Genomic DNA, 24,005 nt, shown 5'->3' on the forward strand with positions numbered 1-24,005 from the left:
TTTGACGCATTTGCCCCGCCACCGTTAGGCTGAGCCATGCGCTTTGTCCTTTTGTGCCTGAGCCTGATGCTCTCCGCCAGCCCTTCCTCGTCGCAGGAAGCTCTTGGACTGGCAGCCCCGGACGAAGTGGCACGATCCGGTATCCTGAAACATATCCTTCCGCGCTTCTCTCTCAAGACCGGGATTCGCGTTGTCGCAGAAAAAGACGGCGTGATGAAGCTGAGTGTCGAGCCGCCGGGCGATCCGGTTTTTGCACGGGATGATGTTATCTATCATCTGAGCATCGAGGATACCCCATCCCAGCAAAAGTTCCGCGACTGGCTGTTGTCGGATATCGGCAAGCGCACGGTCGAAAGCTTCACTCCGGATACAGGCGGGCCATTCACCGCGCATTTCGAGGTCGTGGACATTCAGGAAGTGGCTGAACCCGATGCCGACACGGCCCTTGGCGAGAAACTTGCGCTGACCCATTGCGGGCGCTGCCATGTGATTGGCCCGCAGAACCGGATGAACGGATTGGGGTCTACCCCGTCCTTCTCAGTGTTGCGTTCCTTTCCTGACTGGTCCGAGCGGTTTCAGCAGTTCTATGTTCTCAACCCGCACCCTTCATTCACACAAATTGACGGCGTTACCCCGCCATTCGACCCCGAGCGCCCGTCGCCGATCCATCCCGTGACGATCACGCTGGATGAACTGGAGGCGATTTTGGGGTTTGTGTCCATCGTTGCCGCCGCCGATCTGGGCGCGCCGCTGAAGCATCAGTGATCCTTGCGCTTGCTGAAATAGTCATCCGTCGTCACCACACGCGGTTTGGGATTCGACGTGAACGGATTGTCCTGACTGTGAAACTGCGCCTGCACCCGGCAATCGTCACACATCTGGATCATTTTGGCTTGTTCGGACGAGGCGAACATCGGGTGCGAGCCCGCCAGTTTCTGCATGATCCGTTCGACCGTCGATTTGACCCCGAAAGGCGCCCCGCATTCGATGCAGGCAAACGGCTCTTCCTCGTTCAGGACCTGCTGCGAAAGGGCGGCGTCACTGAGATTCAGTTGCGGGACAAGCTCAATTGCACTTTCCGGGCAGATCGTGCGGCACAGCCCGCATTGCAGGCAGGCGTCCTCCTGAAAGTTGAGCTGGGGTTTGTCGGGGTTGTCGATCAAAGCGCCGGACGGGCAGAGAGACACGCAACTCAGACATAGGGTACAGGCATCCGTATTCACGGCAATCGCCCCATAGGGCGCGTGATCTGGCAGTGGCAGCGGTTGTTCGGCACCGGGGTTCAAAGCCTGCGCCGCAAGACGCGCAATCTGTCGTCTGTTGCCCATGGGAAGCACCGGATCGGACAATGGAACCGGGGCGTCCTGATCATAAAGCAGATCGGCCAGAAGATCCGGGTCATTTAGGTCGATCAGGCTCAGCCGTCCTTTGCCCGCGATGGCTTCGGCCAGTGCAATTTCGCGCGTGAGTGCATCCCTTTCGGTCGTTGGGGCAAGCAGGACGTCTACGCGGGCGAAGCCGTGGGCCAGCCCGGCCAGCATCTCGGCATGGCCAAAGCCGGAAACGACGCCTAGCTCCAGCGGGATCACGTCAGCGGGCAGGCCTCGACCAAAACGGGCCATCAGGCGGATCATATCTGCCCCATGGGCGTCGTGCACCAGCAGCCGGGGCACGGTTCCGCCTGCCCGGCGGTAGGTGCGGGCAAGGATGTGGATGCGCGCCAGAAGGGAGGATACCGAAGGGTCCTCATACGTGATGGCGGTCGAGGGGCAAAGCGCCGCGCACTCACCGCATCCGGCGCAAACCATCGGGTCAATCGCCACATGGTCCCCGGCGGGTGTGATGGCCCCTGTGGGGCAAATGTCCAGACAGTTGGAACACCCGGTCTGGCCGGCGCGGGAATGGGCGCAAAGCGTTTCCTCAAGCCGTACGTAAAGAGGTTTTTCAAACGTCCCGACCAGTTGCGCGGCATCAAAAGCCAGCCTTGCAACCGCCACGGGATCGCGGGGATCGGCACGCAGATACCCTTCGCGCTTGTCGGGTGCCTGAACAAAAGGCGTGCCGCCGGTCAGGTCGATGATGATATCGCAGCGAGAGGCGGCGCCATCGCGCGGATCGGTCCAGCGGTAATCGCCCCGCCCGCCCGGTTCCGTCTGCTGAAGCGCGCCCAGCTTGAGGTCGAACCCACCCAGCGCGCCGTCTACGGTTTGCAGCCTGCCCCGGACAGTATCAAATTTACGAGAGAGCGGAGCGGCGTCATCCGTCGCAAGTACGGTCACGGCAAGCACATCCGACAATCGTTCGGCCAGATCGAATGCCACGTCACCCGGCCCGACAATGAAACAGACGCCTTCGCTGATCACATCGACGCTGGGCGTAATCGGTTGCGGCAACAGCGCCTCGGCTGCCAGCGCTGCCATTTTGGGTCCCGCCGCGTCGCCCTGCCCGGACCAGCCTGCACGGTCGCGCAGATCAACAAATCCGGGTTCGTCCACGCCCAGTTCTTCGGCCAGTTCCTGAAACACCTGCTGCTCCTGTCCGCAGGCGATTACAACCTGATCATCCTGCGTAAGCAGTTCGGCAGCCATGCCCAATTCCCGGGTGCAAAGAGCGGAGTGAACCCGCGTGCATTCAACGCCGCACGAGGTGCTGATTGAGGCAGCGTCCAGCGACTGAGATCCCTCGCAGTCGCATAGCAAAAGTTTTTTTCCCATATCCTCCCCTCGGGCTTTGGTTCGGCCTTGTGTCAACCATAGCGCAAAGCCGGGCTTTGGTAAGGTAACGCGGTGGCTCGCGAATGTTTATGCACTATAGTTCACACCCCACGCATTGCCAGAGGTGTCGGATATCCGCACGGCAATAGAACAAAAAATGGTGATTCCTGCCTGCATCAATCGATCTGGACTTGGCACGAGGCCAATTTATGTACCATAGTACACATCAGAGAAGGCAGGGGAGAGCCTTCTGGGGAGGACCGCGTGGCCAAGGCCGCAATCCACATTGAAATGCCGTTGGGAGTCGTCGTGCGCAAAACGCCCGGCGTGACCCGCTGGGCAAAATGGAACTGGCGCGCGGTGGCGGTGCTGCCCGGTGCCGGACCTGCGGACTGGGTCGAGTTGCGGCGCGAGGGTGACGCGATCGAATACCATGCGGCCACCCTGCCCCTGACCTTGTGGGCCGCCGAGACCGAAGCCTACATGGCGAACCTCGCCGATGGGCAACCTTCTATATATCTGGTGCTGCGCAATGAACCCGACGGGGACCGTCCGCTGACGGCCGCGCTGGTCACAGCCTCTCCGTTCGAGGGTCAGGACTATGCGGATACGGGCGAAGAGATTGTTGAGAAGGTCCCGATGACCGAGGGGCTGATTGCCTGGGTTCGGGATTTCACGCTGCAGCACCACCGCGAGGATGTGTTCGTCAAACGCCGCCGCGACAAGAAGCGGGTGGATCTGGTCGAGGATGGTCGGGGCGATGCGCGCATCCGGCAGGACTCAGACGTTTACCGCTCGCCGCGGAGGGTCGTCCAATGACTCAGGCCCGCGATTTCTGGTCCCGCCGCAAGGCCGCCGTTCAGGCCGAAATCGAGGCTGAGGGTGCCGCGGCAGAAGCGCAAGCCATCGCTGAAAAACACGCTGAGCTGGAAGAAAAACCGGATGCCGAAATTCTGGCCGAGTTCAACCTGCCCGATCCGGATCACCTGCAACCCGGAGATGATGTATCCGGGTTCATGGCCAAAGCGGTGCCAGATCGTCTGCGTCGCCGTGCACTGCGCCGGTTGTGGCGCCTGAACCCGGTATTGGCCAATGTAGACGGCCTGGTCGATTACGGCGAGGACTATACCGATGCGGCCTGCGTGATCGAGAACATCCCGACCGCCTATCAGGTCGGCAAGGGAATGCTGGCGCATGTCCAGGCGCTTGCGGCAGCTGACGAGGAAAGCCCGGAAGTCGAGGACATACCCGAAGTGGCCGAAGCCGACGAACAGCCGGAGGTGGCTGAGGAAACGGTACAGGCCGAGGTGCAATTCGTCGAAACGACAGAGGTGGAGGAGCCGCAAGTGCCCTCGCCCGCCCCGCGCCGCATGAAGTTCGAGTTTGAAGGATGACCCAATGACCACAAACAACGCGCAAAATCTGGATATCTCGGCTGAGGATCGCCTGCGCGCTGATTTCTACAACTTTCTGGGCCTCTTGCTGTCCGGCCCGCCCGATCAGATGCTTCTGGACCAGATGGCCGGGCTGAGCGGAGATGAGACTGAGTTGGGACAGGCCATTCAGGCCATGTCACGGGTTGCCAGAGTGACCAAGCCCGCAGCCGCCGAACGAGAGTTCAACGCCCTGTTCATCGGTCTGGGACGCGGTGAGCTGCTGCCTTATGCGAGTTTCTATCTGACAGGCTTTCTGAATGAGAAACCGTTGGCGCAACTGCGCAACGATATGGCCGCGCGCGGCATTACGCGGGCACCCAACGTATTCGAACCCGAAGACAATATTGCCTCGCTGATGGAGGTCATGGCGGGGATGATCATCGGCCGGTTTGGGCCGCCTGCCCCGCTGGACGATCAAAAGACTTTCTGGAACAGGCATATCAGCCCTTGGGCCGGGCATTTTTATTCGGATTTGGAAGCCGCCGAAAACTCGGTTCTTTATGCATCCGTCGGTACTGCCGGCCGGACTTTCATGGAGATCGAGCGGGAGGCCTTCCGAATGACGGCAGCGTGATCCGCTGCCACTCGCCAGCGCCTGACCGGGCGCTAGATCGCAAATGGGAAAGGAGGAGTCCCATGAGCAAGACCAAGGAAACCGGCGCAACCCGCCGTGACTTCCTGAAACTGGCCGGAACCGCAGCACCCGCTGCCGTCGCCGCAGCCAGCCTGAGCGGTGAAGCGGAGGCGGCTGAACTACCCGTCGACGAGACCCGCATTCAGGATACCGCGCATACCCGCGCCTACGTCGAAAGCACCCGGTTCTAAGATCGGACGCCTTCACTCCGACTGACGGTTGCGATTGGCCCTGATGTCGGCACGAGAAGTACCAAGCCAGCCATGGCTCACATGGCGCGCAAGGGAGGAAACCAATGCTTAGGAAAAAGACCAACGGGGTTGCGAGACGCCCCCAGCGGACAAGTATCCTGTCCCAGATCGGCGAGAAAACCGTCGATCGCCGCGCATTTCTGCGTGGCTCGGGCCTGACGATCGGCGGCCTTGCCGCGATCAGCGCCACGGGTGGAACTGTGACGCCAGCCAGCGCCCAGACAGCGGCCAATCGGGCCGTTGAGAACGTGAAATCCGTCTGCACCCATTGTTCTGTCGGCTGTACAGTGATTGCCGAAGTGCAAAACGGCGTCTGGATCGGGCAGGAACCCGGTTGGGACAGCCCGTTCAACTTAGGTGCACATTGCGCCAAGGGGGCCTCGGTTCGCGAGCACGCCCATGGCGAACGCCGCCTGAAATATCCGATGAAGAAGGAAGGCGGCGAGTGGAAGCGCATCAGCTGGGAAGAGGCGATCAACGAGATCGGCGACGGCATGATGCAGATCCGCGAGGAAAGCGGGCCGGACAGTGTCTACTGGCTGGGCTCGGCCAAGCATAACAACGAACAGGCCTATCTGTTCCGCAAGTTCGCCGCCTATTGGGGCACGAACAACGTGGACCATCAGGCCCGTATCTGCCACTCAACCACCGTTGCGGGTGTTGCGAATACATGGGGCTACGGCGCCATGACCAATTCGTACAATGACATCCATAACTCCAAGGCCATATTCATCATCGGCGGCAACCCGGCCGAGGCGCACCCCGTCTCGCTGCTGCATGTTCTGCGCGCGAAAGAGCAGAACAACGCGCCGCTGATCGTCTGCGATCCGCGCTTTACGCGCACCGCGGCGCATGCCGATGAATATGTCCGGTTCCGTCCGGGCACCGATGTCGGCCTGATCTGGGGTATCCTGTGGCACATCTTTGACAACGGCTGGGAGGACAAAGAGTTCATCCGCACCCGTGTCTGGGGCATGGATCAGATTCGCGAAGAGGTCGCCAACTGGACGCCCGAAGAAACCGAGCGCGTCACCGGCGTGCCCGGATCACAGCTACGCCGTGTTGCGCGCACCATGGCCAATAACCGTCCCGGTACGGTGATCTGGTGCATGGGCGGAACCCAGCACACCAACGGCAACAACAACACCCGCGCCTATTGTGTGCTGCAGCTTGCGCTTGGCAACATGGGCACATCGGGTGGTGGCACAAATATCTTCCGCGGCCATGACAATGTTCAGGGCGCGACGGACCTTGGTGTTCTGTCCCATACCCTGCCCGGGTATTATGGCCTGAGCGCCGCTGCCTGGGGCCATTGGTCACGCGTCTGGGGCGAAGATGTTGAATGGCTGAAAGGCCAGTTCGCCTCGATCAAGGACAAGGAGGGCAAGGACAAGCCGCTGATGAACGAACGCGGTATCCCGGTCTCGCGCTGGATCGACGGTGTTCTGGAAGACCCGGCCAACATGGATCAGGACAACAACGTCCGCGCCATGGTTCTGTGGGGCCACGCGCCCAATTCACAGACACGCGGGCCGGAAATGAAGACGGCGATGGAAAAGCTGGACATGCTGGTCGTAATCGACCCGTATCCCACCGTTTCCGCCGTGCTGCATGACCGCACCGATGGCGTCTATCTGCTGCCTGCCTGTACGCAGTTCGAAACCCGTGGCTCGGTCACGGCCTCGAACCGCTCGTTGCAGTGGCGGGATCGCATTGTCGAGCCGCTGTTCGAAAGCCTGCCGGATGAGGTCATCATGGCCAAGTTCGCCAACAAGTTCGGCTGGGCCGACCGGTTCTTCCGCAATATCGAGATGGAGGACGCCGAGACCCCGAATGTTGAAAGCATCACGCGTGAGTTCAACTCGGGCCTCTGGACCATCGGTTACACCGGGCAGTCGCCAGAGCGGATCAAAAGCCACATGGCTAACCAGCATACGTTCGACAGAACCACGCTGCAGGCCATCGGCGGTCCGAATGACGGCGAATACTACGGTTTGCCATGGCCCTGCTGGGGTACGGCAGAGATGGGTCATCCCGGTACGCCGAACCTCTATGACATGTCCAAACCGGTGGCCGAAGGCGGCCTGACCTTCCGCGCCCGCTTTGGCGTGGAACGGGACGGTCAGAACCTGCTGGCCGAAGGTGTCTATAGCGCCGGGTCGGAGATTCAGGATGGATATCCCGAATTCACGATGCAGATGCTGATGGACCTTGGCTGGGACGGCGACCTGACGGCCGAGGAACGCGCCGCAATTGATGCCGTGGCGGCTGAGAAGACCAACTGGAAAACCGACCTATCGGGCGGTATCCAGCGGGTTGCGATTGCCCATGGCTGTGCGCCCTTTGGCAATGCCAAGGCCCGGACGGTTGTCTGGACCTTCCCGGACCCGATCCCGATCCATCGCGAGCCGCTCTATACCAATCGGCGCGATCTGGTCGAGGATTACCCCACCTACGAGGACCGTCAGGCCTATCGCCTGCCTACCCTGTATGCTTCGATCCAAAAGAACGACTTTTCAAAGGATTATCCAATAATCCTCACGTCAGGTCGTCTGGTCGAGTATGAGGGTGGCGGCGAGGAAACCCGGTCTAACCCGTGGCTGGCCGAGTTGCAGCAGGACATGTTCGTCGAGATCAATCCACGCGACGCCAACAACCTTGGCATTCGCGACGGAAGTCAGGTCTGGGTCGAAGGTCCCGAAGGCGGCAAGGTCAAGGTGATGGCAATGCTGACCGAAAGGGTCGGTGCCGGGGTGGCCTTTATGCCGTTCCATTTCGGCGGCCATTTCCAGGGTGAGGATCTGCGGCACAAATACCCGAAAGGGGCCGATCCTTATGTGTTGGGCGAAAGCTCGAACACCGCTCAGACCTATGGCTATGATTCAGTGACCCAGATGCAGGAGAGCAAGTGTACTCTCTGCAAGATCTGGGCAGCGTAAGGAGGACGAAAATGGCTAGAGCGAAGTTTCTCTGCGACGCTGAACGCTGCATCGAATGCAATGCCTGCGTGACCGCGTGCAAGAACGAGCACGAGGTGCCCTGGGGTATCAATCGCCGCAGGGTGGTGACGATCAATGACGGCAAACCGGGTGAACGATCGATCTCGGTGGCCTGCATGCATTGCTCGGACGCGCCCTGTATGGCGGTATGCCCGGTGGATTGCTTTTATCAGACCGAGGATGGTGTGGTTCTGCACTCAAAGGACCTGTGCATCGGATGCGGTTATTGCTTTTACGCGTGCCCGTTCGGTGCGCCGCAATATCCGCAGGCGGGCAATTTCGGATCGCGCGGCAAGATGGACAAATGCACCTTCTGCGCCGGCGGCCCCGAGGAAACCCATTCAACCGCCGAGTTCGCCAAATACGGGCGCAACCGGATTGCCGAAGGCAAGCTGCCGCTATGTGCCGAGATGTGCTCGACCAAGGCGCTGTTGGCCGGTGACGGCGATGTGGTGTCCGCCGTTTACCGCGAACGCGTCGTGGCGCGCGGATTTGGCTCAGGCGCATGGGGTTGGGGCACCGCCTACGACCAGAAAGGTGGCTGATCCTCTTTGTTCGCTGGCAGGGGCGCGGTGTTGCGTGCCCCTGCCGCAGGAGAATTTTCGATGAAAATTCTTGGTCCCGCTTGATCGCGGGATGAGTTCCCACAATCCGTCGAAGAGGGTGCCATGCCGTTTCTGCGACTTTTGATCTGTCTTGTTTGCCTGTCCCTGCCCGCTTTTGCACAGGAAGCGCCCGAACGCCCGGAAACCGGAGGCGCGACGACGCTGGAGGATATTCTGGCCCGCCAGCGCGGCGAAAAGGTCGACAACACTTATCGTTCAGACAATACAGGACAGGGCAATGCCGAGGGGCTGATCGGACAGCTTGGAACCCGCGGCGTAGCCTCGGACAGCGATGTCTACCGGGCGCTGCGTTATGGGTCGGCTGATGTCACGGTTTCTTCCCGTGGGCCTGCATCGGGTGTTGTCATTCAGGACGGCGGCATGTGGTGGCTGACTTTCCGTACCGGTCCATTGCGGGAGTACGGGACATACATACTGGGCGGGATGCTGGTTGTATTGCTGCTGTTCTTCGTGATCCGGGGCCGTATTCGCATCGAGGGCGACAGGACCGGGCGCACCGTCACCCGGTTCTCAGGGTTCGAACGGTTTGGCCACTGGCTGTTTGCCGGGTCGTTTCTGGTTCTGGGTGTCACGGGCCTGCTGACGCTGTATGGCCGAGACTTCCTGATTCCGGTCTTTGGCAAAGAAGGTTTTGCGGCTGTGGCGCAGGCCTGCAAATGGCTGCACAACAATATCGCCTGGGCCTTCATGCTGGGGCTGGTGATCGTCACGCTGAACTGGATCGCGCATAACCTGCCCGACCGCACCGATCTGAAATGGCTGGCCGCTGGTGGCGGATTGTTCACCAAGGGCAGCCACCCGCCCGCAAAGAAATTCAATGCAGGGCAAAAGGTCATCTTTTGGCTGTGCATCCTGCTGGGCGTGTCGATCAGCCTGTCCGGGCTGTCGCTGCTGTTCCCGTTCGAAATGCCGCTGTTTGCCAAAACCTTCTCGATCGCCAACGCGACCGGATTGCCGCAGGCCGTGGGTCTGAGCCTGCCCGACCAGATGTCCCCGCAGGAAGAGATGCAGTATGCCCAGATCTGGCACGTTATGGTGGCCTATGCCTTCATCGCGATCATTCTGGCGCATATCTATCTGGGCTCGATCGGTATGGAAGGCGCGTTCGACGCCATGGGCACGGGTGAAGTCGAAGAGCAATGGGCGCGGGAACATCATTCACTGTGGTTGGAAGATGTACAGGCGGAAGAGGCCAAGGACGGCGCGGCCTCGCCAGCGGAATAGATGCGCGCGCTGATTCTGGCCTTTGCCTTGCTGCCGCTTCCGGGCGCGGCAGAGTTCTTTACGCTGAAAGGTCACGGCGGCCCGATCATGGGAATTGCAACCGCGCCGGACGGGCGGATTGCGACGGCCAGCTTCGACAATTCCATCGGCGTCTGGTCGGGACGCAGGCCGGAATGGCTTGAGGGGCACGAGGCCGCCGTGACCAGCGTCGCCTTTAACGGCACGGCAATTTACTCGGCGGGTGACGACTTTACCCTGCGGCGTTGGCCCGGCGGGAATATCGTTGGTCGGCACAAAGGCAAGATCGTGGGCATCGCCGCCTCAAAAACCCATGTCGCGACGGCCAGCTGGGACGGCACAATCGGTATATGGCCGGTAGATGGTTCGGAACCGCAAATGCTGGGCCCGACCGGCAGCGGGGTGAACGCGGTGGAGTTTTCACCCGATGGGTCCGTTTTGTATTCTGCGGGCATGGACGGGGCGCTGCGCGTCTGGGACCTGACCAGCGGCCAGGAAACCGAGCGGCTGGTCGAGCATGGATTTGGCATCAACGAACTGGCCCTGAACGCACAGGACGGCTGGATCGCTTATGGCGCAGTGGACGGGGTAACACGCATTTTCGATCTGGAAACCGGCGAGGAACGCGATTTCACGCTGGAGCGCCGCCCCATTCTGGCCCTCGCCCTCAGCCCGGACCGGCGATTACTGGCGGTTGGGGACGGCGAAGGGTTCATCATGGTGATCGATACGGTGGATTGGCGCATCGCGCATGATTTCCGTGCCACCTTGCGCGGCCCGGTCTGGGCCTTGGCATTTTCGGCGGATGGGCTGAACATTCACGCGGGCGGAATTGATGAGGCGATGTATAGCTGGCCGGTTGCCTCGCTGGGTGAACACGACCAGATGGCGGGGTCTGAGCCCGAATTTCTGAAAAACCCCGGTGAAATGGACAATGGCGAGCGGCAATTCGCGCGGAAATGTTCAATCTGCCACAGCCTGACACCGGACGGGCAACGACGCGCCGGTCCGACCCTGTACGGAGTTTTCGGACGCCGGGCTGGTACGCTTGATGAATATTTGTACTCGGACACGCTGCAAGACTCTGATATCGTTTGGAATGACGAAACGATTAACGCTCTGTTTGATCAGGGGCCGGATCACTACATTCCGGGGTCCAAGATGCCGATGCAACGGATCACGGGCCCACAGGACCGCGCCGATCTGATCGCCTTTCTGCGCCGCGCCACGGCAACAAAGGACTGAGCCGGAGGAACAGATGAAAGCCTTTCTTGCAGCCGTCGCAGCGATGATCGTCATCACTGCAGCTGCGCCGTTCACGCTGGATCGGCTGGGGCCAACCTCGGCTGATGCAAGCGCGGGTTCTGCGGTGCGTCTCGACTGAATGTCCGAGTATCTGACCACCCGTGAACTGGCCGACCTGCTGCGCATCGGCGAGCGCAAAGCCTACGATCTGGCCTCGTCGGGCGAGGTTCCCTGTGTTCGCGCCATGGGCAAACTGTTGTTCCCGCGCGCCGAGGTGATCGCATGGCTGAATGCATCCCGATCCGGCCCCGAGGTGGCGGAACCGCCCCTGCCCCCGATTGTTGCAGGCAGCCATGATCCCTTGCTGGACTGGGCCCTGCGGGAAAGCGGATCGGGACTGGCCACCTATTACGACGGATCGTTTGACGGGCTGACCCGCCTTGCGGATCGGGCCGCACAGGCCGCTGCCCTGCATATCCACGAGGAAAACGGGTTCAACACGCAATCCCTGCGGGACACGCTGGGCGAAGCGCCGGTTGTTCTGTACGAAGTCGCCTGCCGCCAGCGTGGGCTGTTGCTGGCCCCCGGGGTCACAGGAATTTCCGGTTTTGAGGATCTCAAGGGGCGGCGCGTGATGCTTCGTCAGGACAGCGCGGCCAGTCAGCGCCTGTTCGACGAACAGCTTGCAGCACACGGTTTGACGCGGGGCGATCTGGAACCGTTGCCTGCCTGTGCGCGGACCGAAGAGGAACTGGCCATTGCCCTGCATGATGGCAAGGCCGAAGCCGGTTTTGGTCTGGGCGCCCTTGCCGGTCTTTACGGACTGGAATTTGCTGCAACGCATGAGGAACGGTTTGATCTGGCCGTCTGGCGCAGGGCCTTTTTTGACGAGCCGATGCAAAGGCTGATCCGGTTCCTGCAAAGCAGCCGGTTTGCGGACCGGGCTGCCGAATTGGGCGGCTATGACATTTCGTCATTAGGCCGCATCCACCACAACGGGGCCAGCGGATAGAAACACCGCTGTCGCGAATTCAGTTGGCGTTCGGAAAGAACAACTGCTCGCCTTCAAGCATGTAGGATGCAATCGCGGCCTGCCCATGCTCACCCGTCAGCCAGTCGATGAACCGCTGGCCAGCCGCCGCGCGAACGCCGGGGTGTTTTTCGGGGTTCACAAGAATGACGCCATACTGGTTGAACAGCCTCGGGTCGCCTTCGACCAGCACCTCAAGGTCGCCCTGGTTGCCAAAGGACAGCCAAGTCGCGCGGTCCGTCAGTGCATAAGCCCCCATTCCGCTGGCGATGTTCAGCGTGGCCCCCATGCCCGATCCGGTTTCACGGTACCATTCGCCTGATGCACCGGCGACATCGACCCCGGCCGCGTCCCAATGGCTTAGCTCGGCCTTATGCGTACCGCTGTCGTCCCCACGCGAAGCAAACGGGGCTTGGGCACGCGAAATCGCGGTCAGCGCCGCGACGATATCCGCGCTGCCTTTTACCTGCGCCGGATCGGATTTCGGGCCAACAAGCACGAAATCATTGTACATGACATCGGACCGTTCCACGCCCCAGCCATCGGCCACGAATTTCTCTTCGTCCGGTTTGGCATGTACCAGCAGAACGTCTCCGTCACCGTTCACTGCGTTCCTTATGGCCTGACCTGTGCCAACCGCGACTACACGCACGTCGATGCCCGTCTCGGCCTCAAAGCCCGGGAGGATATGGTCAAACAATCCCGAATTCTGGGTCGAGGTGGTGGATTGCACGATGATGAACGGCTCTTCTGCTCTGACGGACCCTGCGGTCAGGCCAAGCGCAATCAATCCTGCGCGGATCAGATTTCCGATCATTCCGGAGTCTCCTGCTCACTTAAAGCTCAGTCACCAGCCCACCGGCCAGATAGCGGCGCGCGGCAGTGCTTGCGGGGGCGTCCAGCACCTGCTTTGTTGCGCCATGTTCAACGACATGCCCGCCATGCATCATTACAACATCCGCCGCAAGTCTGCGCGCCTGTCCGATGTCATGGGTGACCATCACGATCCGCACACCACGCGTCGAAGCGCGCATGATCATGCGCTCGATCTGTTGCGTGGCCGTCGGATCAAGGGCGCTGGTGGGTTCGTCCAAAAACAGGATTTCGGGATCGGATGCCAGCGCGCGCAGAATCGCAAGCCTCTGCGCCTCGCCGCCCGAAAGCGAGCGTGCCGCCTGCCGGGCCTTGCCGCTAAGCCCGCCCTCTTGCAGCAGATCGGTGATACGCTGTTTTCGAACAGCACGCGTCAATTGCTGTCGCTTGAGCACAAAGTCCAGATTGGCCGCGACGGAGCGGCGCAAAAGAACGGGTTGCTGAAACACCATCGCCTGTCGCGCCTTTTGCTCGGCTCTCAGCGGCTTTTCATCCTGCAGCACCTGCCCCTGATCCGGCAGGATCAGCCCGTGCAAGCAGCGCAGCAACAGACTTTTGCCAGCTCCGTTGGGACCAAGGATCAGGGTGGGCCCGGGTCCGTCCAGCACCAGTCCCGGCACGTCAAGCAACGTGCTGCCGTTGCGGCCAATACGCAGGTTCTGGACCTTCAGGCCACTCAACATATCAGGGGCCAGATCACGCATGCCGCAGCCCTTCCTGTTCCGCCCGCAGGCCGAGGAAACTGACCAGCGCGTTCACTGCAACCGCGATGCCGATCAGAATGGCACCCAGTGCAAGCGCAAGCGCCAGATTGCCCTTGGACGTCTCAAGCGCGATGGACGTGGTCATGACGCGCGTCACGTGGTTGATATTGCCGCCGACGATGATCACCGCGCCGACCTCGGCGATGGCGCGTCCAAATCCGGCCAGCAAAGCCGTGATCAGCGCAAGCCGTGCATCCCACAGCAACACCGGCACGGATGCAAGCCGGGATACGCCCATCGAGCGAAGCTGTTCCGAATATTCCTCGGCCAGCATTTCGATCACCTGACGCGTCAGCGCGGCCACAATCGGTGTGACCAGAACCACCTGTGCGATGATCATGGCGGTGGGCGTGTACAGCAATTGCAGCACGCCCAACGGCCCGGAACGCGATAGCATCAAATAGACCGTGAGGCCCACAACGACGGGCGGCAGCCCCATCAGGGCATTCATCAACACGATAAGGGCGCGCCGTCCGGGGAAACGCGAAACCGCCAGCGCGGCCCCGACAGGCATCCCGATCAGCGCCGAAATCAGCACCGCAAAGACGGAAACGCGCAGAGAAAGCAGAACGATAGCCCACAGCTCGGCATCCCCCTCCAGGATCAGAGAGGCCGCCTGACTGAATTCTGATGCAAAATTCTGCATTACTTACCACATCCGACTGGCAACGGGATTAAATGCGCGTTATTTCACAGTAATACTAGGTCATTCCTTGCCGCGATCAAACGCCAAAACCGGCAAGTGCAACGAAAAACGCGGCCCCGTAGGGACCGCGTTACCGACATCTGTCGTTTCGCTTTGGCGACTTAGTTCAGAGCCCCATCCGTGATCTGATGGGTCCAGGCACCTTCAGGCTGACTGGTGATAACGGGATCGGAACCACCGGCCAGCAGAGTGTTTACCGTACGCTCGAAATCTGCCGGGTCCAGCGCACCGTTCGACCCTGCCGTCAGCTTGGCGATCTCACCCATCATGCGCTTTTGATGCGTCTCGGTCTGGGCACCGGTCTCATCATTGTCGAGAACGATCAGCGCAGCCTCATCCGGGTTTTCTTCGGCATATTTCCAGCCCTTCATCGAAGCGCGAACGAAACGCTCCATCTTGTCGGCAAATGCCGGGTCGCTCAGGTTCTCCTCGAGCACATAGAGACCGTCCTCAAGCGTCGCGACGCCCTGATCTTCGTATTTGAAGGTCACGAGGTCATCTGGATTCACGCCCGCGTCAATGACCTGCCAGTATTCGTTGTAGGTCATGGTGCTGATGCAATCGGCCTGACGCTGCAGCAGCGGATCGACGTTAAAGCCCTGCTTGAGAACTTCGACACCACTCTCGCCCTTGCCGTCGGTTGAAATTCCCAGCTGGCTCATCCAGCTCATGAACGGGAATTCGTTGCCGAAGAACCAGACACCCAAAGTGCGATTTTTGAGATCCTCGGGCGAGGCGATGCCCGCATCTTTCCAGCAGGTCAGCATCATACCCGAGCTTTTGAACGGCTGGGCGATATTGACCAGCGGCAGTCCCTTTTCGCGTGCAGCCAGCGCGGCGGGCATCCACTCGACCGTGACATCCGCTCCGCCCCCGGCGATCACTTGCGTCGGCGCGATATCGGGGCCACCCGGCAGGATCGTGACGTCCAGACCCTCTTCCTCATAGAACCCTTTGTCTTTGGCAACGTAATATCCGGCGAACTGGGCCTGCGTGACCCATTTCAGCTGCAGATTGACCTCATCAGCGGCCAATGCGGCACCGGCTGCCAGTGTGAAGGCCGCAGTCACCCCACTAAGTAGCTTTTTCATCTGTCTTTTCTCCTTGTTGAAACTTTGCCCCCTTATTGATGCGGGGGTCTTGTAGGTTAATGTCTTGGCTCGGTTCCTCTTATCTTCGTTGTGACGGGTGCCAGAATGTCACCGCCTTTTCGATCCATGCAACACCGCTATAGAACACCGTTCCTGCCATTGCCGCCACTACGATTTCGGCCCAGACCAGATCGATATCCAGACTGCCGACACCCGTTGAAATGCGGAAACCCATGCCACGCGTAGGTGATCCGAAATACTCGGCAACAATCGCGCCGATCAGCGCCAGAGTGGTCGCGATCTTGAGACCATTGAATATGAATGGCATCGCAGCGGGCAGGCGCAGCTTGAGCAACGTCTGCCAGTATCCGGCCGCATAGGTTCGCATCAGATCGCGCTGCATGGCGTCGGTTTCCCGCAGGCCCTGCACCGTGTTCACGAGTATCGGGAAAAACACCATTACCACGACCACGGCCGCTTTTGAGTGCCAGTCGAACCCGAACCAGCTGACCAGGATCGGCGCGATGCCGACAATGGGCAGTGCTGCCACGAAATTGCCGATCGGCAGCAGCCCGCGAGTCAAGAAGGACGAGCGGTCGATGGCGATTGAACAAGCAAAGGCCGCGATGCTGCCGATGACAAACCCGGTAAGCGCACCCTTGAACACGGTCTGGCGGAAGTCCTCCCAAAGCGTGGCGGTCGAATTGAAGAACTCTTCGGCCACGTCAGAAGGCGGCGGCAGGATGACCGGCGAGACGTCAAGCCCCCGCACCAGACCTTCCCACAACACCAAAAGGGTGACGCCGAACAGAACCGGGACCAAAACGCGTACGCCCCGTGTCTTGTTCCATTTGGAAATCGCCAGACGATAGTTGGCCCACCAGGCCAGCCCCCAAAAAAGCAATGCAAGGGATAACCAGGTCATGTGTTCATCCCCATTCGCTTGAGGGCCACGCGCTGCAGGATATCCAGCAGCGTCACCAACAGCCCGGCCAGTATTGCGGCTGCCAACAAAGCGGCCCAGATGGCCAATGGCGTTCCAAACTGATCCCCGATCAGGATTCGCGCGCCCAGCCCCGAGATAGCCCCGGTCGGAAGTTCGCCCACAATCGTCCCCACCAGCGCCGCGGCGATGCCGATCTTGAGCGACGTGAACAGGTAGGGCATCGACGAGGGCAAACGCAGCTTGAAGAACCCCTGCGCCCCTGACGCATTATAGGTTTTTAGCAAGTCCAGCTGAGATGCGGATGGTGAGCGCAGGCCTTTGACCATGCCCACCAGTACCGGGAAATAGCACAGATAGGCCGAGATGATGGCCTTGGGCACGCCCCGCCCTTCGATCCCGACCTGTGAGCTGACCACGATGATCATTGGCGCCAGCGCCACGATGGGTACGGTCTGACTGATGATCGCCCACGGCATCAGGCTCATGTCGACAACGCGCGAATAGACGATTGCCACCGCCGCCGCGATGCCCAGCGTGGTGCCCAGCAGGAACCCCCAAAGCGTCGACTGCAAGGTGATGCCGGCGTGATAGATCAACGAGCGTTTCGACAGCGCGCGTCCACGCAGCGCCATCTCACCGGTGGTTTTCCACAACTCCTGACCGACCTGCCCCGGCGTCGGCAGCCTCGGACGATCCAGCGCATAGCCTTTGGAGATATGTGACGGATTGACCGCCATCAGGTACCAGACCGAGGTGTTCTGCCGGACGCGCGAGGTTTCGGGTGTCACGACTTCACCGGACCGCTGGGCCTGATCCAGTGCCACGCGGATATTCATGGGCGCAACGGCGGCATACCAGATGGCGACAATAGCGGCGAGAACCGCCAGAATGGGCAACAGGTTCTTCATGCGGCGCCCTCTTTCGCGGCGATATCAATCGTCATAGGCATGCCCCGCTCTTAGCCCTTCGCGCACGCGGTGGGCGATTTCCAGAAACTCGGGCGTGTCGCGAATGTCCAGCGGGCGCTCCTTTGGCAAGGGACTTTCAATCACGTCGGTAATCCGCCCCGGGCGTGGACTCATCACCACGATCTTTGTGCTGAGATAGACCGCCTCGGGGATCGAGTGCGTGACAAAGCCGATGGTCTTGTCCGTGCGTGACCAAAGCTGCAACAACTGTTCGTTCAGGTGATCGCGCACAATCTCGTCCAGGGCGCCGAAGGGTTCGTCCATCAGCAGGATATCGGCATCAAAGGCCAAGGCACGCGCGATCGACGCACGCTGTTGCATCCCCCCCGAAAGCTGCCATGGAAACTTTCCGCCAAATCCTTCAAGATCAACAAGTTCCAGAACCTTGTTAACGCGATCTTCTTGCTGATCGCGAGAGTAACCCATGATCTCAAGCGGCAACTTTATGTTCTTGGCGATCGTCCGCCACGGGTATAGCCCCGCCGCCTGAAACACATAGCCATAAGCCCTGTTCCGCCGCGCCTCGTCCGGGGTCATGCCATTGACGCTCAGCGTGCCGCCGGTGGGATTTTCCAGTGCCGCGATGCATCGCAGAAAGGTAGTTTTGCCACAGCCCGACGGGCCGATGAAACTGACGAAGTCGCCCTTGTCGATCGTCAGGTTCACATCGTTGAGTGCGTGGACCGGCCCGTCATTGGTCTGAAACACCAGATCCAACTGCCTTGCCTCGATAACGGGCTGGGTATTGCTTTCAGTGTCCATTCTATTGCCTTGAAAAGAGATCGTTGAGAGCTGCCAAACCGGCAGCTCCAGAGGTTTACACGCCGGTTGCCGGGATACCGGTCCGCTCGACCGGTCTGGGCGCCGTCAGCTCTTTCCAGGTGCTCAGCGCCTTGTTCACGGTCGTGTTCGCCTCACGCGCAACAAAGTTGCCGTGGCCTTCCTGTGTGCGGATCTCACCATCATGAACGGCGACCTGTCCACGAGTCAGGGTAAAGCGCGGAAGGCCCTTGACCTCTTTGCCTTCAAACACGTTGTAGTCGATTGAAGATTGCTGCGTAGATGCCTGAATAGTTTTGGATTTCTCCGGATCCCAGACAACTAGGTCCGCATCCGCCCCAACAAGAACCGCACCCTTCTTGGGATAACAGTTCAGAACCTTGGCGATATTGGTCGAGGTTACGGCCACGAACTCATTCGGCGTCAGACGCCCGGTCGCCACGCCATGCGTCCACAGCATCGGCATCCGGTCCTCCAGCCCACCGGTTCCGTTCGGGATCTTGGTGAAGTCACCGACGCCATAGCGTTTTTGCTCGGTCGTAAAGGCGCAGTGATCGGTTGCCACAACCGACAGCGATCCGGATTGCAGCCCGGCCCACAGGCTGTCCTGATGCTTTTTGTCCCGGAACGGCGGCGACATAACGCGTCGCGCGGCATGGTCCCAATCGGCGTTGAAATATTCGCTTTCATCCAGTGTCAGGTGCTGGATCAGCGGCTCGCCCCAGACCCGTTTTCCCTGCATCCGTGCCCGGCGAATGGCTTCGTGGCTTTCTTCGCAGGACGTATGCACCACATAGAGCGGCACACCCGCCATGTCAGCGATCATGATGGCCCGGTTTGTGGCCTCGCCCTCAACCTGTGGCGGTCGGGAATAGGCATGCGCCTCGGGGCCGGTATTTCCCTCGGCCAGCAGTTTGGCGGAAAGTTCGGCAACCACATCGCCGTTCTCGGCATGGACCATGGCGATCCCGCCAAGCTCGGCCAGACGCTGGAACGAGGCATACATCTCGTCATCATTCACCATCAGCGCGCCCTTATAGGCCATGAAGTGCTTGAAGGTGTTGATACCACGCTGTTCGATCACGGTTTTCATGTCATCGAACACCTGCTCGCCCCACCAGGTCACGGCCATGTGGAACGAGTAGTCGCAATTGGCACGCGTCGATTTGTTGTCCCAGCGTTTCAGCGCGTCCAGCAGGCTTTCGCCCGGATTGGGCAGCGCGAAATCGACCACCATTGTGGTTCCGCCGGACAGAGCAGCCCGCGTTCCACTTTCGAAGTCATCACTGGAATATGTCCCCATAAACGGCATCTCCAGATGCGTATGCGGATCGATGCCACCGGGCATGACGTAGCACCCGGTTGCATCCAGTTCCTTGTCGCCCTTCAAATCAGGACCGATTTCCGTGATTACGCCTGCTTCGATCTTTACGTCGGACTTGTACGTCAGATCGGCAGTAACGATGGTTCCATTTTTGATCACTGTGGTCATGAGCTGGCTCCGTTCGGATTTGTTTTGTTTATATGTTCTGTACCTTTAGCGGGCGTAGTTCTCGCTAAATCAAGTTTCAGTTGGGCGATTTCGACCGCAAGTTTTTCATTCTCCAGCTGGGACCTCTTGGAATCCCGGAGAAAGAGCATAACCGCAATCACTGTCGAACTGAGTGAACCAACCACGGCCGCAATGGCGCTAAACAGTTTGACCCATTCAGAGGCGTCCCCGATCGAGCCGGTTGGGAGGTCTGTGACCAGCGCGAGCGCCTCCTGAATGAACACGTCCAGTTCCTGAACAGCGATCAAGCGTTCACCCGGCGTTTCGGCGTTTTTCGCCCGGTCGAGCATCCCGAAGACGTCATTCTCAACAAGGAACAACTCGATTAGCTGCGCATCACGTTCCTGATAGAATTCGACACTGATATTAGCGGCGTTGAGCTCTTGCTGCATTGACCGATACCGATCAACAAGAAAGTAAACAGCAAGCAGGCCCAGCAATATTGCAAAGCTGGCAAACAGGATTGACCCTTTTGAGAGGCGATCCGGTTTCACCCCACTATCTCCGCGGTTTCGACGACCGCGTGAAACAGAACATCAGCCCCTGCGGCCGCCCATTCCTTGCTGATTTCCTCGGCCTCGTTGTGGCTCAGGCCATCCACGCAGGGACACATCACCATCGCCGTCGGGGCAACACGATTGATCCAGCAGGCATCGTGTCCCGCACCCGAAATGATGTCCGTATGCGAATAACCCAGTCTTTCCGCCGCATTACGCACTGCCGTTACGCAGTTTTCATCGAAGTCGACCGGATCGAAACCGCCGACCTTTTCGAATTCAACGGACAGCCCCATATCGTCGACGATGTCTTGGGCCGCAACGCGCAAGCGGGCCTCCATATCCTTGATCACCTCCAGATCGGGCGAGCGGAAATCGACGGTGAAAACCACCTTGCCCGGGATCACGTTACGCGAATTGGGAAAGACATCGATATGCCCTGCGGCTCCGACGGCGTGGGGAGCGTGGGACCAAGCGATCTCATCCACTTTTTCCAGCACCCGTGCCATCGCCAGGCCCGCATTCTTGCGCATCGGCATCGGGGTCGATCCGGTATGGGCGTCCTTGCCGGTAATTGTCACCTGCGTCCAGCTTAGCCCCTGACCATGCGTGACGACGCCGATGTCCTTTTCCTCGGCCTCGAGAATGGGTCCCTGTTCGATGTGCAGCTCGAAAAACGCATGCATCTTTCGGGCACCGACCTCTTCTTCGCCACGCCAACCGATCCGTTTCAGCTCGTCACCGAATTTCTTTCCCTCGGCATCCTCGCGATCATAGGCCCAGTCCTGCGTATGCATTCCAGCAAACACACCCGAGGCCAACATCGCCGGGGCGAAGCGCGTCCCCTCTTCATTGGTCCAGTTTGTTGCAACGATGGGATGTTTGGTCTTGATACCCAGATCGTTCAGGGTGCGAATGATCTCGAGCCCGCCGAGGACCCCCAGAACCCCATCATACTTTCCGCCTGTAGGCTGCGTATCCAGATGCGAACCGACATAGACAGGCAGCGCATCGGGATCGGTTCCCTCGCGCCGGGCAAACATGTTGCCCATCTGATCCAGCCCCATGGCGCAGCCCGCATCCTCGCACCATTTCTGAAACAAGGCGCGTCCTTCGGCATCTTCGTCGGTCACGGTCTGCCGGTTGTTACCACCCGCGATACCCGGTCCGATCGTGGCCATCTCCATCAGACTGTCCCACAACCGGTCACCATTGATTCTGAGATTCTGCGCCGGAGCTGCCATGTGTTTTCCCCTGTTGCTTGCGAATTGGCTCGCTTTTGGTGTCGTGATTTGACCATCTGGTCAAACTCACGCTATCACGGGTTCAACATCAGTCAAGAAATTGCATGGCACAGCCGGAAATTTCGGCATAATTGCCCCCTGATTGGCAGAAAAAGAGACAACCGAAGAAAATGCCCAAGGATCGCGCACCGACCCGCATTCAGAAAAAGAACCGCGCCGCCATTCTGGAGGCAGCGTTGAATGTCTTTTCAGCGCATGGATTTCGCGGGGCAACGGTGGATCAGATTGCTGCCGAATCCGGTCTGAGCAAACCCAACCTGCTGTACTACTTCCCGTCGAAAGAGGCGATTCACACCGCGCTGCTTTCCGGCTTGCTGGATACATGGCTGGCACCGCTGCACGATCTGAACGAAAACGGCGATCCGCTTGAAGAGATCCTATCCTACACGCGCCGCAAGCTTGAGATGAGCCGTGAACTGCCACGCGAAAGCCGGTTGTTTGCCAATGAGCTGGTTCAGGGCGCGCCGCGTATTCACCAGGCTCTTTCAGAGGATCTGAAAAGACTTGTCGACGACAAGACCAAAATTCTGACGCGCTGGATGGATCAGGGCAAAATCGCGCGGCTTCACCCTTATCATCTGGTGTTTTCCATCTGGGCGCTGACCCAGCACTATGCCGATTTCGACGTTCAGGTGCGTGCAATTCTTGGCGAAGAAGACCCGTTTGAGGGGGCCGAACCATTTATCGATACGGTGTATCGCAAACTTCTGGCGCCCTAAGCATCGTTTAAACGTAGTCGGGCAATTTTTGCCATGATTGTAGCCAGCCCCAACCCTGAGCCTGGATTGCCCAGCTGTTTTTGACCTAATCCGCACAACGGAGCGTCGTCGTGCGCCGGTTGGTGACAGGGGTAGAGTGTGAGGTCAGGCATAACTGCTTCAAATCAGGAAAAAGGCGGCGCGAATTTCATCTGATCCGCACCGCCAAATAATTTACTGTCATTTCCCACTACGGGCCGAAGGACTTTCTGTTCTAAGAAGACTCGTCGAATTTCTCGATTGAGATTATTCGACGAAAATTCTCTGCCTATTCTGCCGCCTTCGCCATCGGGTTATTGGGATGGGTCGTCCAGTTGGCGTATTCTTCCTGAACAACTTTTCCGGTGCGCGGATCAACCTCGCCCGCAGCCATCGGCACCATCGAGATGCAGTTCTCGACAGGACAGACATCGACGCAGAGGTTACAGGCCACGCATTCTTCATCTATCACCTCGAACACACGATCGGGTGACATCGAAATGGCCTGATGGCTGGTATCTTCGCACGCCGCATAGCAACGGCCACACTTGATGCACTGATCCTGATCGATCTTTGCTTTGGCGACGTAATTCAGGTTCAGGTACTGCCAGTCGGTCACATTGGGAACAGCGCGGCCGACGATTTCGGACACGTTCGTGTAGCCCTTTTCGTCCATCCATCTGGACAACCCGGCCGTCAGTTCGTCGATGATTTTGAACCCATAGGTCATCGCGGCAGTACATACCTGAACCGTCCCGCATCCCAACGACATGAATTCTGCCGCATCGCGCCATGTTGTAACCCCGCCGATGCCCGAAATCGGAAGCCCGTGCGTTTCGGAGTTGCGGGCAATTTCCGAGACCATCGACAAAGCAATCGGTTTGACCGCTGGTCCGCAATAGCCACCGTGACTGCCCTTGCCATCAATCGACGGTTCGGGGCTGAAGGTATCCAGATCGACACTGGTGATCGAGTTGATCGTGTTGATCAGCGAGACCGCATCAGCGCCGCCGTTTCTGGCCGCCGTCGCCGGTTTGCGAATATCCGTGATGTTTGGCGTCAGCTTCACGATCACCGGCTTGTCGTAGTACTGCTTGCACCAGCGGGTGACCATTTCGATATATTCCGGCACCTGCCCCACGGCACTGCCCATTCCGCGCTCGCTCATCCCGTGGGGACAGCCAAAGTTCAGCTCGATCCCATCCGCCCCGGTTTCGGCCACGCGCGGCAGGATTGCCTTCCATGCCCCTTCTTCGCAAGGCACCATGATCGACGCGATCAGCGCCCTGTCGGGGTAATCCGCCTTGACCCGGGCCATTTCCTCAAGATTGACCTCAAGGGGGCGATCCGTGATCAGTTCGATGTTGTTAAGGCCAAGCAAACGGCGGTCTGCACCATAGATCGCGCCATAACGCGGCCCGTTCACGTTGACCACCGGCGGGCCTTCCTCACCCAGAGTTTTCCAGACCACCCCGCCCCATCCGGCCTCGAACGCCCGGCGCACGTTGTATTCCTTGTCCGTTGGCGGTGCCGATGCCAGCCAGAAAGGGTTTGGACTGGAAATTCCAAGAAAGTCTGTCGTCAGATTGGCCATGGGTCCTCCTTACCGG

At 59.6% G+C, this 24,005-nt stretch carries 24 protein-coding genes; 12 read left to right on the forward strand and 12 right to left on the reverse strand.

What is annotated here, in order from left to right:
- Positions 1-36 precede the first annotated feature (36 nt).
- Positions 37-765 carry a hypothetical protein gene (locus ACR0NA_RS04985; protein ID WP_480726616.1) on the forward strand — a complete coding sequence of 243 codons (729 nt, stop codon included), beginning with the start codon at positions 37-39 and terminating at the stop codon, positions 763-765.
- Here the strand turns inward: ACR0NA_RS04985 and ACR0NA_RS04990 are convergent.
- Positions 759-2,714 carry a 4Fe-4S binding protein gene (locus ACR0NA_RS04990; RefSeq protein ID WP_480726618.1) on the reverse strand — a complete coding sequence of 652 codons (1,956 nt, stop codon included), beginning with the start codon at positions 2,712-2,714 and terminating at the stop codon, positions 759-761. The two genes, ACR0NA_RS04985 and ACR0NA_RS04990, sit on opposite strands and share 7 nt — an antisense overlap.
- 264 nt (positions 2,715-2,978) lie before the next feature.
- On the opposite strand from ACR0NA_RS04990, the gene ACR0NA_RS04995 reads away from it, so the two are divergent.
- The 10 genes from ACR0NA_RS04995 (at position 2,979) to ACR0NA_RS05040 (ending at position 12,159) form a co-directional block, all read left to right on the forward strand.
- A complete protein-coding gene (locus ACR0NA_RS04995) occupies positions 2,979-3,533 on the forward strand; it encodes a DUF3305 domain-containing protein (protein WP_480726621.1) in 555 nt (184 codons plus the stop codon).
- On the forward strand, positions 3,530-4,108 hold the full coding sequence (locus ACR0NA_RS05000) for a DUF3306 domain-containing protein (RefSeq protein ID WP_480726623.1): 579 nt from the start codon (positions 3,530-3,532) through the stop codon (positions 4,106-4,108). The genes ACR0NA_RS04995 and ACR0NA_RS05000 overlap by 4 nt, the downstream gene beginning before the upstream one ends.
- A 4-nt stretch (positions 4,109-4,112) precedes the next feature.
- On the forward strand, positions 4,113-4,724 hold the full coding sequence (locus ACR0NA_RS05005) for a molecular chaperone TorD family protein (protein ID WP_170650370.1): 612 nt from the start codon (positions 4,113-4,115) through the stop codon (positions 4,722-4,724).
- Between the two features lie 62 nt (positions 4,725-4,786).
- Positions 4,787-4,975, forward strand: a complete 189-nt coding sequence (locus tag ACR0NA_RS05010; protein WP_170650372.1) for a twin-arginine translocation signal domain-containing protein — start codon at positions 4,787-4,789, stop codon at positions 4,973-4,975.
- A gap of 104 nt (positions 4,976-5,079) precedes the next feature.
- Entirely contained in the window at positions 5,080-7,974 is a 2,895-nt protein-coding gene (locus ACR0NA_RS05015) for a formate dehydrogenase subunit alpha (protein WP_480726627.1), read from the forward strand.
- 11 nt (positions 7,975-7,985) lie between these two features.
- Positions 7,986-8,579: a formate dehydrogenase FDH3 subunit beta gene (fdh3B, locus tag ACR0NA_RS05020; protein ID WP_170650376.1), complete on the forward strand. Its 594-nt coding sequence runs from the start codon at positions 7,986-7,988 to the stop codon at positions 8,577-8,579.
- A 123-nt stretch (positions 8,580-8,702) separates the two neighbouring features.
- A complete protein-coding gene (locus tag ACR0NA_RS05025) occupies positions 8,703-9,884 on the forward strand; it encodes a formate dehydrogenase subunit gamma (RefSeq protein WP_480726629.1) in 1,182 nt (393 codons plus the stop codon).
- Positions 9,885-11,147, forward strand: coding sequence for a c-type cytochrome (locus tag ACR0NA_RS05030; RefSeq protein ID WP_480726631.1), 1,263 nt, complete (start codon positions 9,885-9,887; stop codon positions 11,145-11,147). It abuts the gene before it with no gap.
- A 13-nt stretch (positions 11,148-11,160) separates the two neighbouring features.
- Complete coding sequence (locus ACR0NA_RS05035) at positions 11,161-11,286, forward strand: hypothetical protein (RefSeq protein ID WP_480726633.1); 126 nt, start codon at positions 11,161-11,163, stop codon at positions 11,284-11,286.
- The gene (locus ACR0NA_RS05040; RefSeq protein WP_480726635.1) at positions 11,287-12,159 is read left to right on the forward strand and encodes a substrate-binding domain-containing protein; all 873 of its coding nucleotides are present in this window, start codon (positions 11,287-11,289) and stop codon (positions 12,157-12,159) included. It begins immediately after the preceding gene.
- 19 nt (positions 12,160-12,178) lie between these two features.
- Here the strand turns inward: ACR0NA_RS05040 and ACR0NA_RS05045 are convergent, their stop codons facing one another.
- The 10 genes from ACR0NA_RS05045 to ACR0NA_RS05090 all read right to left on the reverse strand — a co-directional run bounded on the left by ACR0NA_RS05045 (position 12,179) and on the right by ACR0NA_RS05090 (position 21,598).
- Complete coding sequence (locus ACR0NA_RS05045; protein WP_480726637.1) at positions 12,179-12,994, reverse strand: ABC transporter substrate-binding protein; 816 nt, start codon at positions 12,992-12,994, stop codon at positions 12,179-12,181.
- Between the two features lie 19 nt (positions 12,995-13,013).
- Positions 13,014-13,754: an ATP-binding cassette domain-containing protein gene (locus ACR0NA_RS05050; protein ID WP_480726639.1), complete on the reverse strand. Its 741-nt coding sequence runs from the start codon at positions 13,752-13,754 to the stop codon at positions 13,014-13,016.
- Positions 13,747-14,460, reverse strand: a complete 714-nt coding sequence (locus tag ACR0NA_RS05055; RefSeq protein ID WP_480726641.1) for an ABC transporter permease — start codon at positions 14,458-14,460, stop codon at positions 13,747-13,749. The genes ACR0NA_RS05050 and ACR0NA_RS05055 overlap by 8 nt, the downstream gene beginning before the upstream one ends.
- A gap of 161 nt (positions 14,461-14,621) precedes the next feature.
- Positions 14,622-15,611, reverse strand: coding sequence for an ABC transporter substrate-binding protein (locus ACR0NA_RS05060; protein ID WP_480726643.1), 990 nt, complete (start codon positions 15,609-15,611; stop codon positions 14,622-14,624).
- A gap of 79 nt (positions 15,612-15,690) precedes the next feature.
- The gene (locus ACR0NA_RS05065) at positions 15,691-16,536 is read right to left on the reverse strand and encodes an ABC transporter permease (RefSeq protein ID WP_480726647.1); all 846 of its coding nucleotides are present in this window, start codon (positions 16,534-16,536) and stop codon (positions 15,691-15,693) included.
- Positions 16,533-17,465, reverse strand: coding sequence for an ABC transporter permease (locus tag ACR0NA_RS05070; RefSeq protein ID WP_480449156.1), 933 nt, complete (start codon positions 17,463-17,465; stop codon positions 16,533-16,535). Before ACR0NA_RS05070 ends, ACR0NA_RS05065 begins: the two co-directional genes overlap by 4 nt.
- A 24-nt stretch (positions 17,466-17,489) precedes the next feature.
- Positions 17,490-18,287, reverse strand: a complete 798-nt coding sequence (locus ACR0NA_RS05075; RefSeq protein ID WP_170650396.1) for an ABC transporter ATP-binding protein — start codon at positions 18,285-18,287, stop codon at positions 17,490-17,492.
- A gap of 55 nt (positions 18,288-18,342) precedes the next feature.
- Complete coding sequence (hydA, locus tag ACR0NA_RS05080; protein ID WP_480726649.1) at positions 18,343-19,797, reverse strand: dihydropyrimidinase; 1,455 nt, start codon at positions 19,795-19,797, stop codon at positions 18,343-18,345.
- Entirely contained in the window at positions 19,794-20,351 is a 558-nt protein-coding gene (locus ACR0NA_RS05085) for a hypothetical protein (protein ID WP_480726651.1), read from the reverse strand. Before ACR0NA_RS05085 ends, hydA begins: the two co-directional genes overlap by 4 nt.
- Entirely contained in the window at positions 20,348-21,598 is a 1,251-nt protein-coding gene (locus ACR0NA_RS05090; protein WP_480726653.1) for a Zn-dependent hydrolase, read from the reverse strand. Before ACR0NA_RS05090 ends, ACR0NA_RS05085 begins: the two co-directional genes overlap by 4 nt.
- Before the next feature lie 170 nt (positions 21,599-21,768).
- Here ACR0NA_RS05090 and ACR0NA_RS05095 point away from each other — a divergent pair, with 170 nt between their 5' ends.
- Positions 21,769-22,377, forward strand: coding sequence for a TetR family transcriptional regulator C-terminal domain-containing protein (locus tag ACR0NA_RS05095; protein ID WP_480726655.1), 609 nt, complete (start codon positions 21,769-21,771; stop codon positions 22,375-22,377).
- Positions 22,378-22,684: 307 nt separating this feature from the next.
- Here ACR0NA_RS05095 and preA read toward each other — a convergent pair whose 3' ends face one another.
- Positions 22,685-23,989 carry an NAD-dependent dihydropyrimidine dehydrogenase subunit PreA gene (preA, locus tag ACR0NA_RS05100; protein ID WP_480449145.1) on the reverse strand — a complete coding sequence of 435 codons (1,305 nt, stop codon included), beginning with the start codon at positions 23,987-23,989 and terminating at the stop codon, positions 22,685-22,687.
- Positions 23,990-24,005: the final 16 nt, after the last annotated feature.

Source organism: Ruegeria sp. C11, from assembly GCF_056537725.1.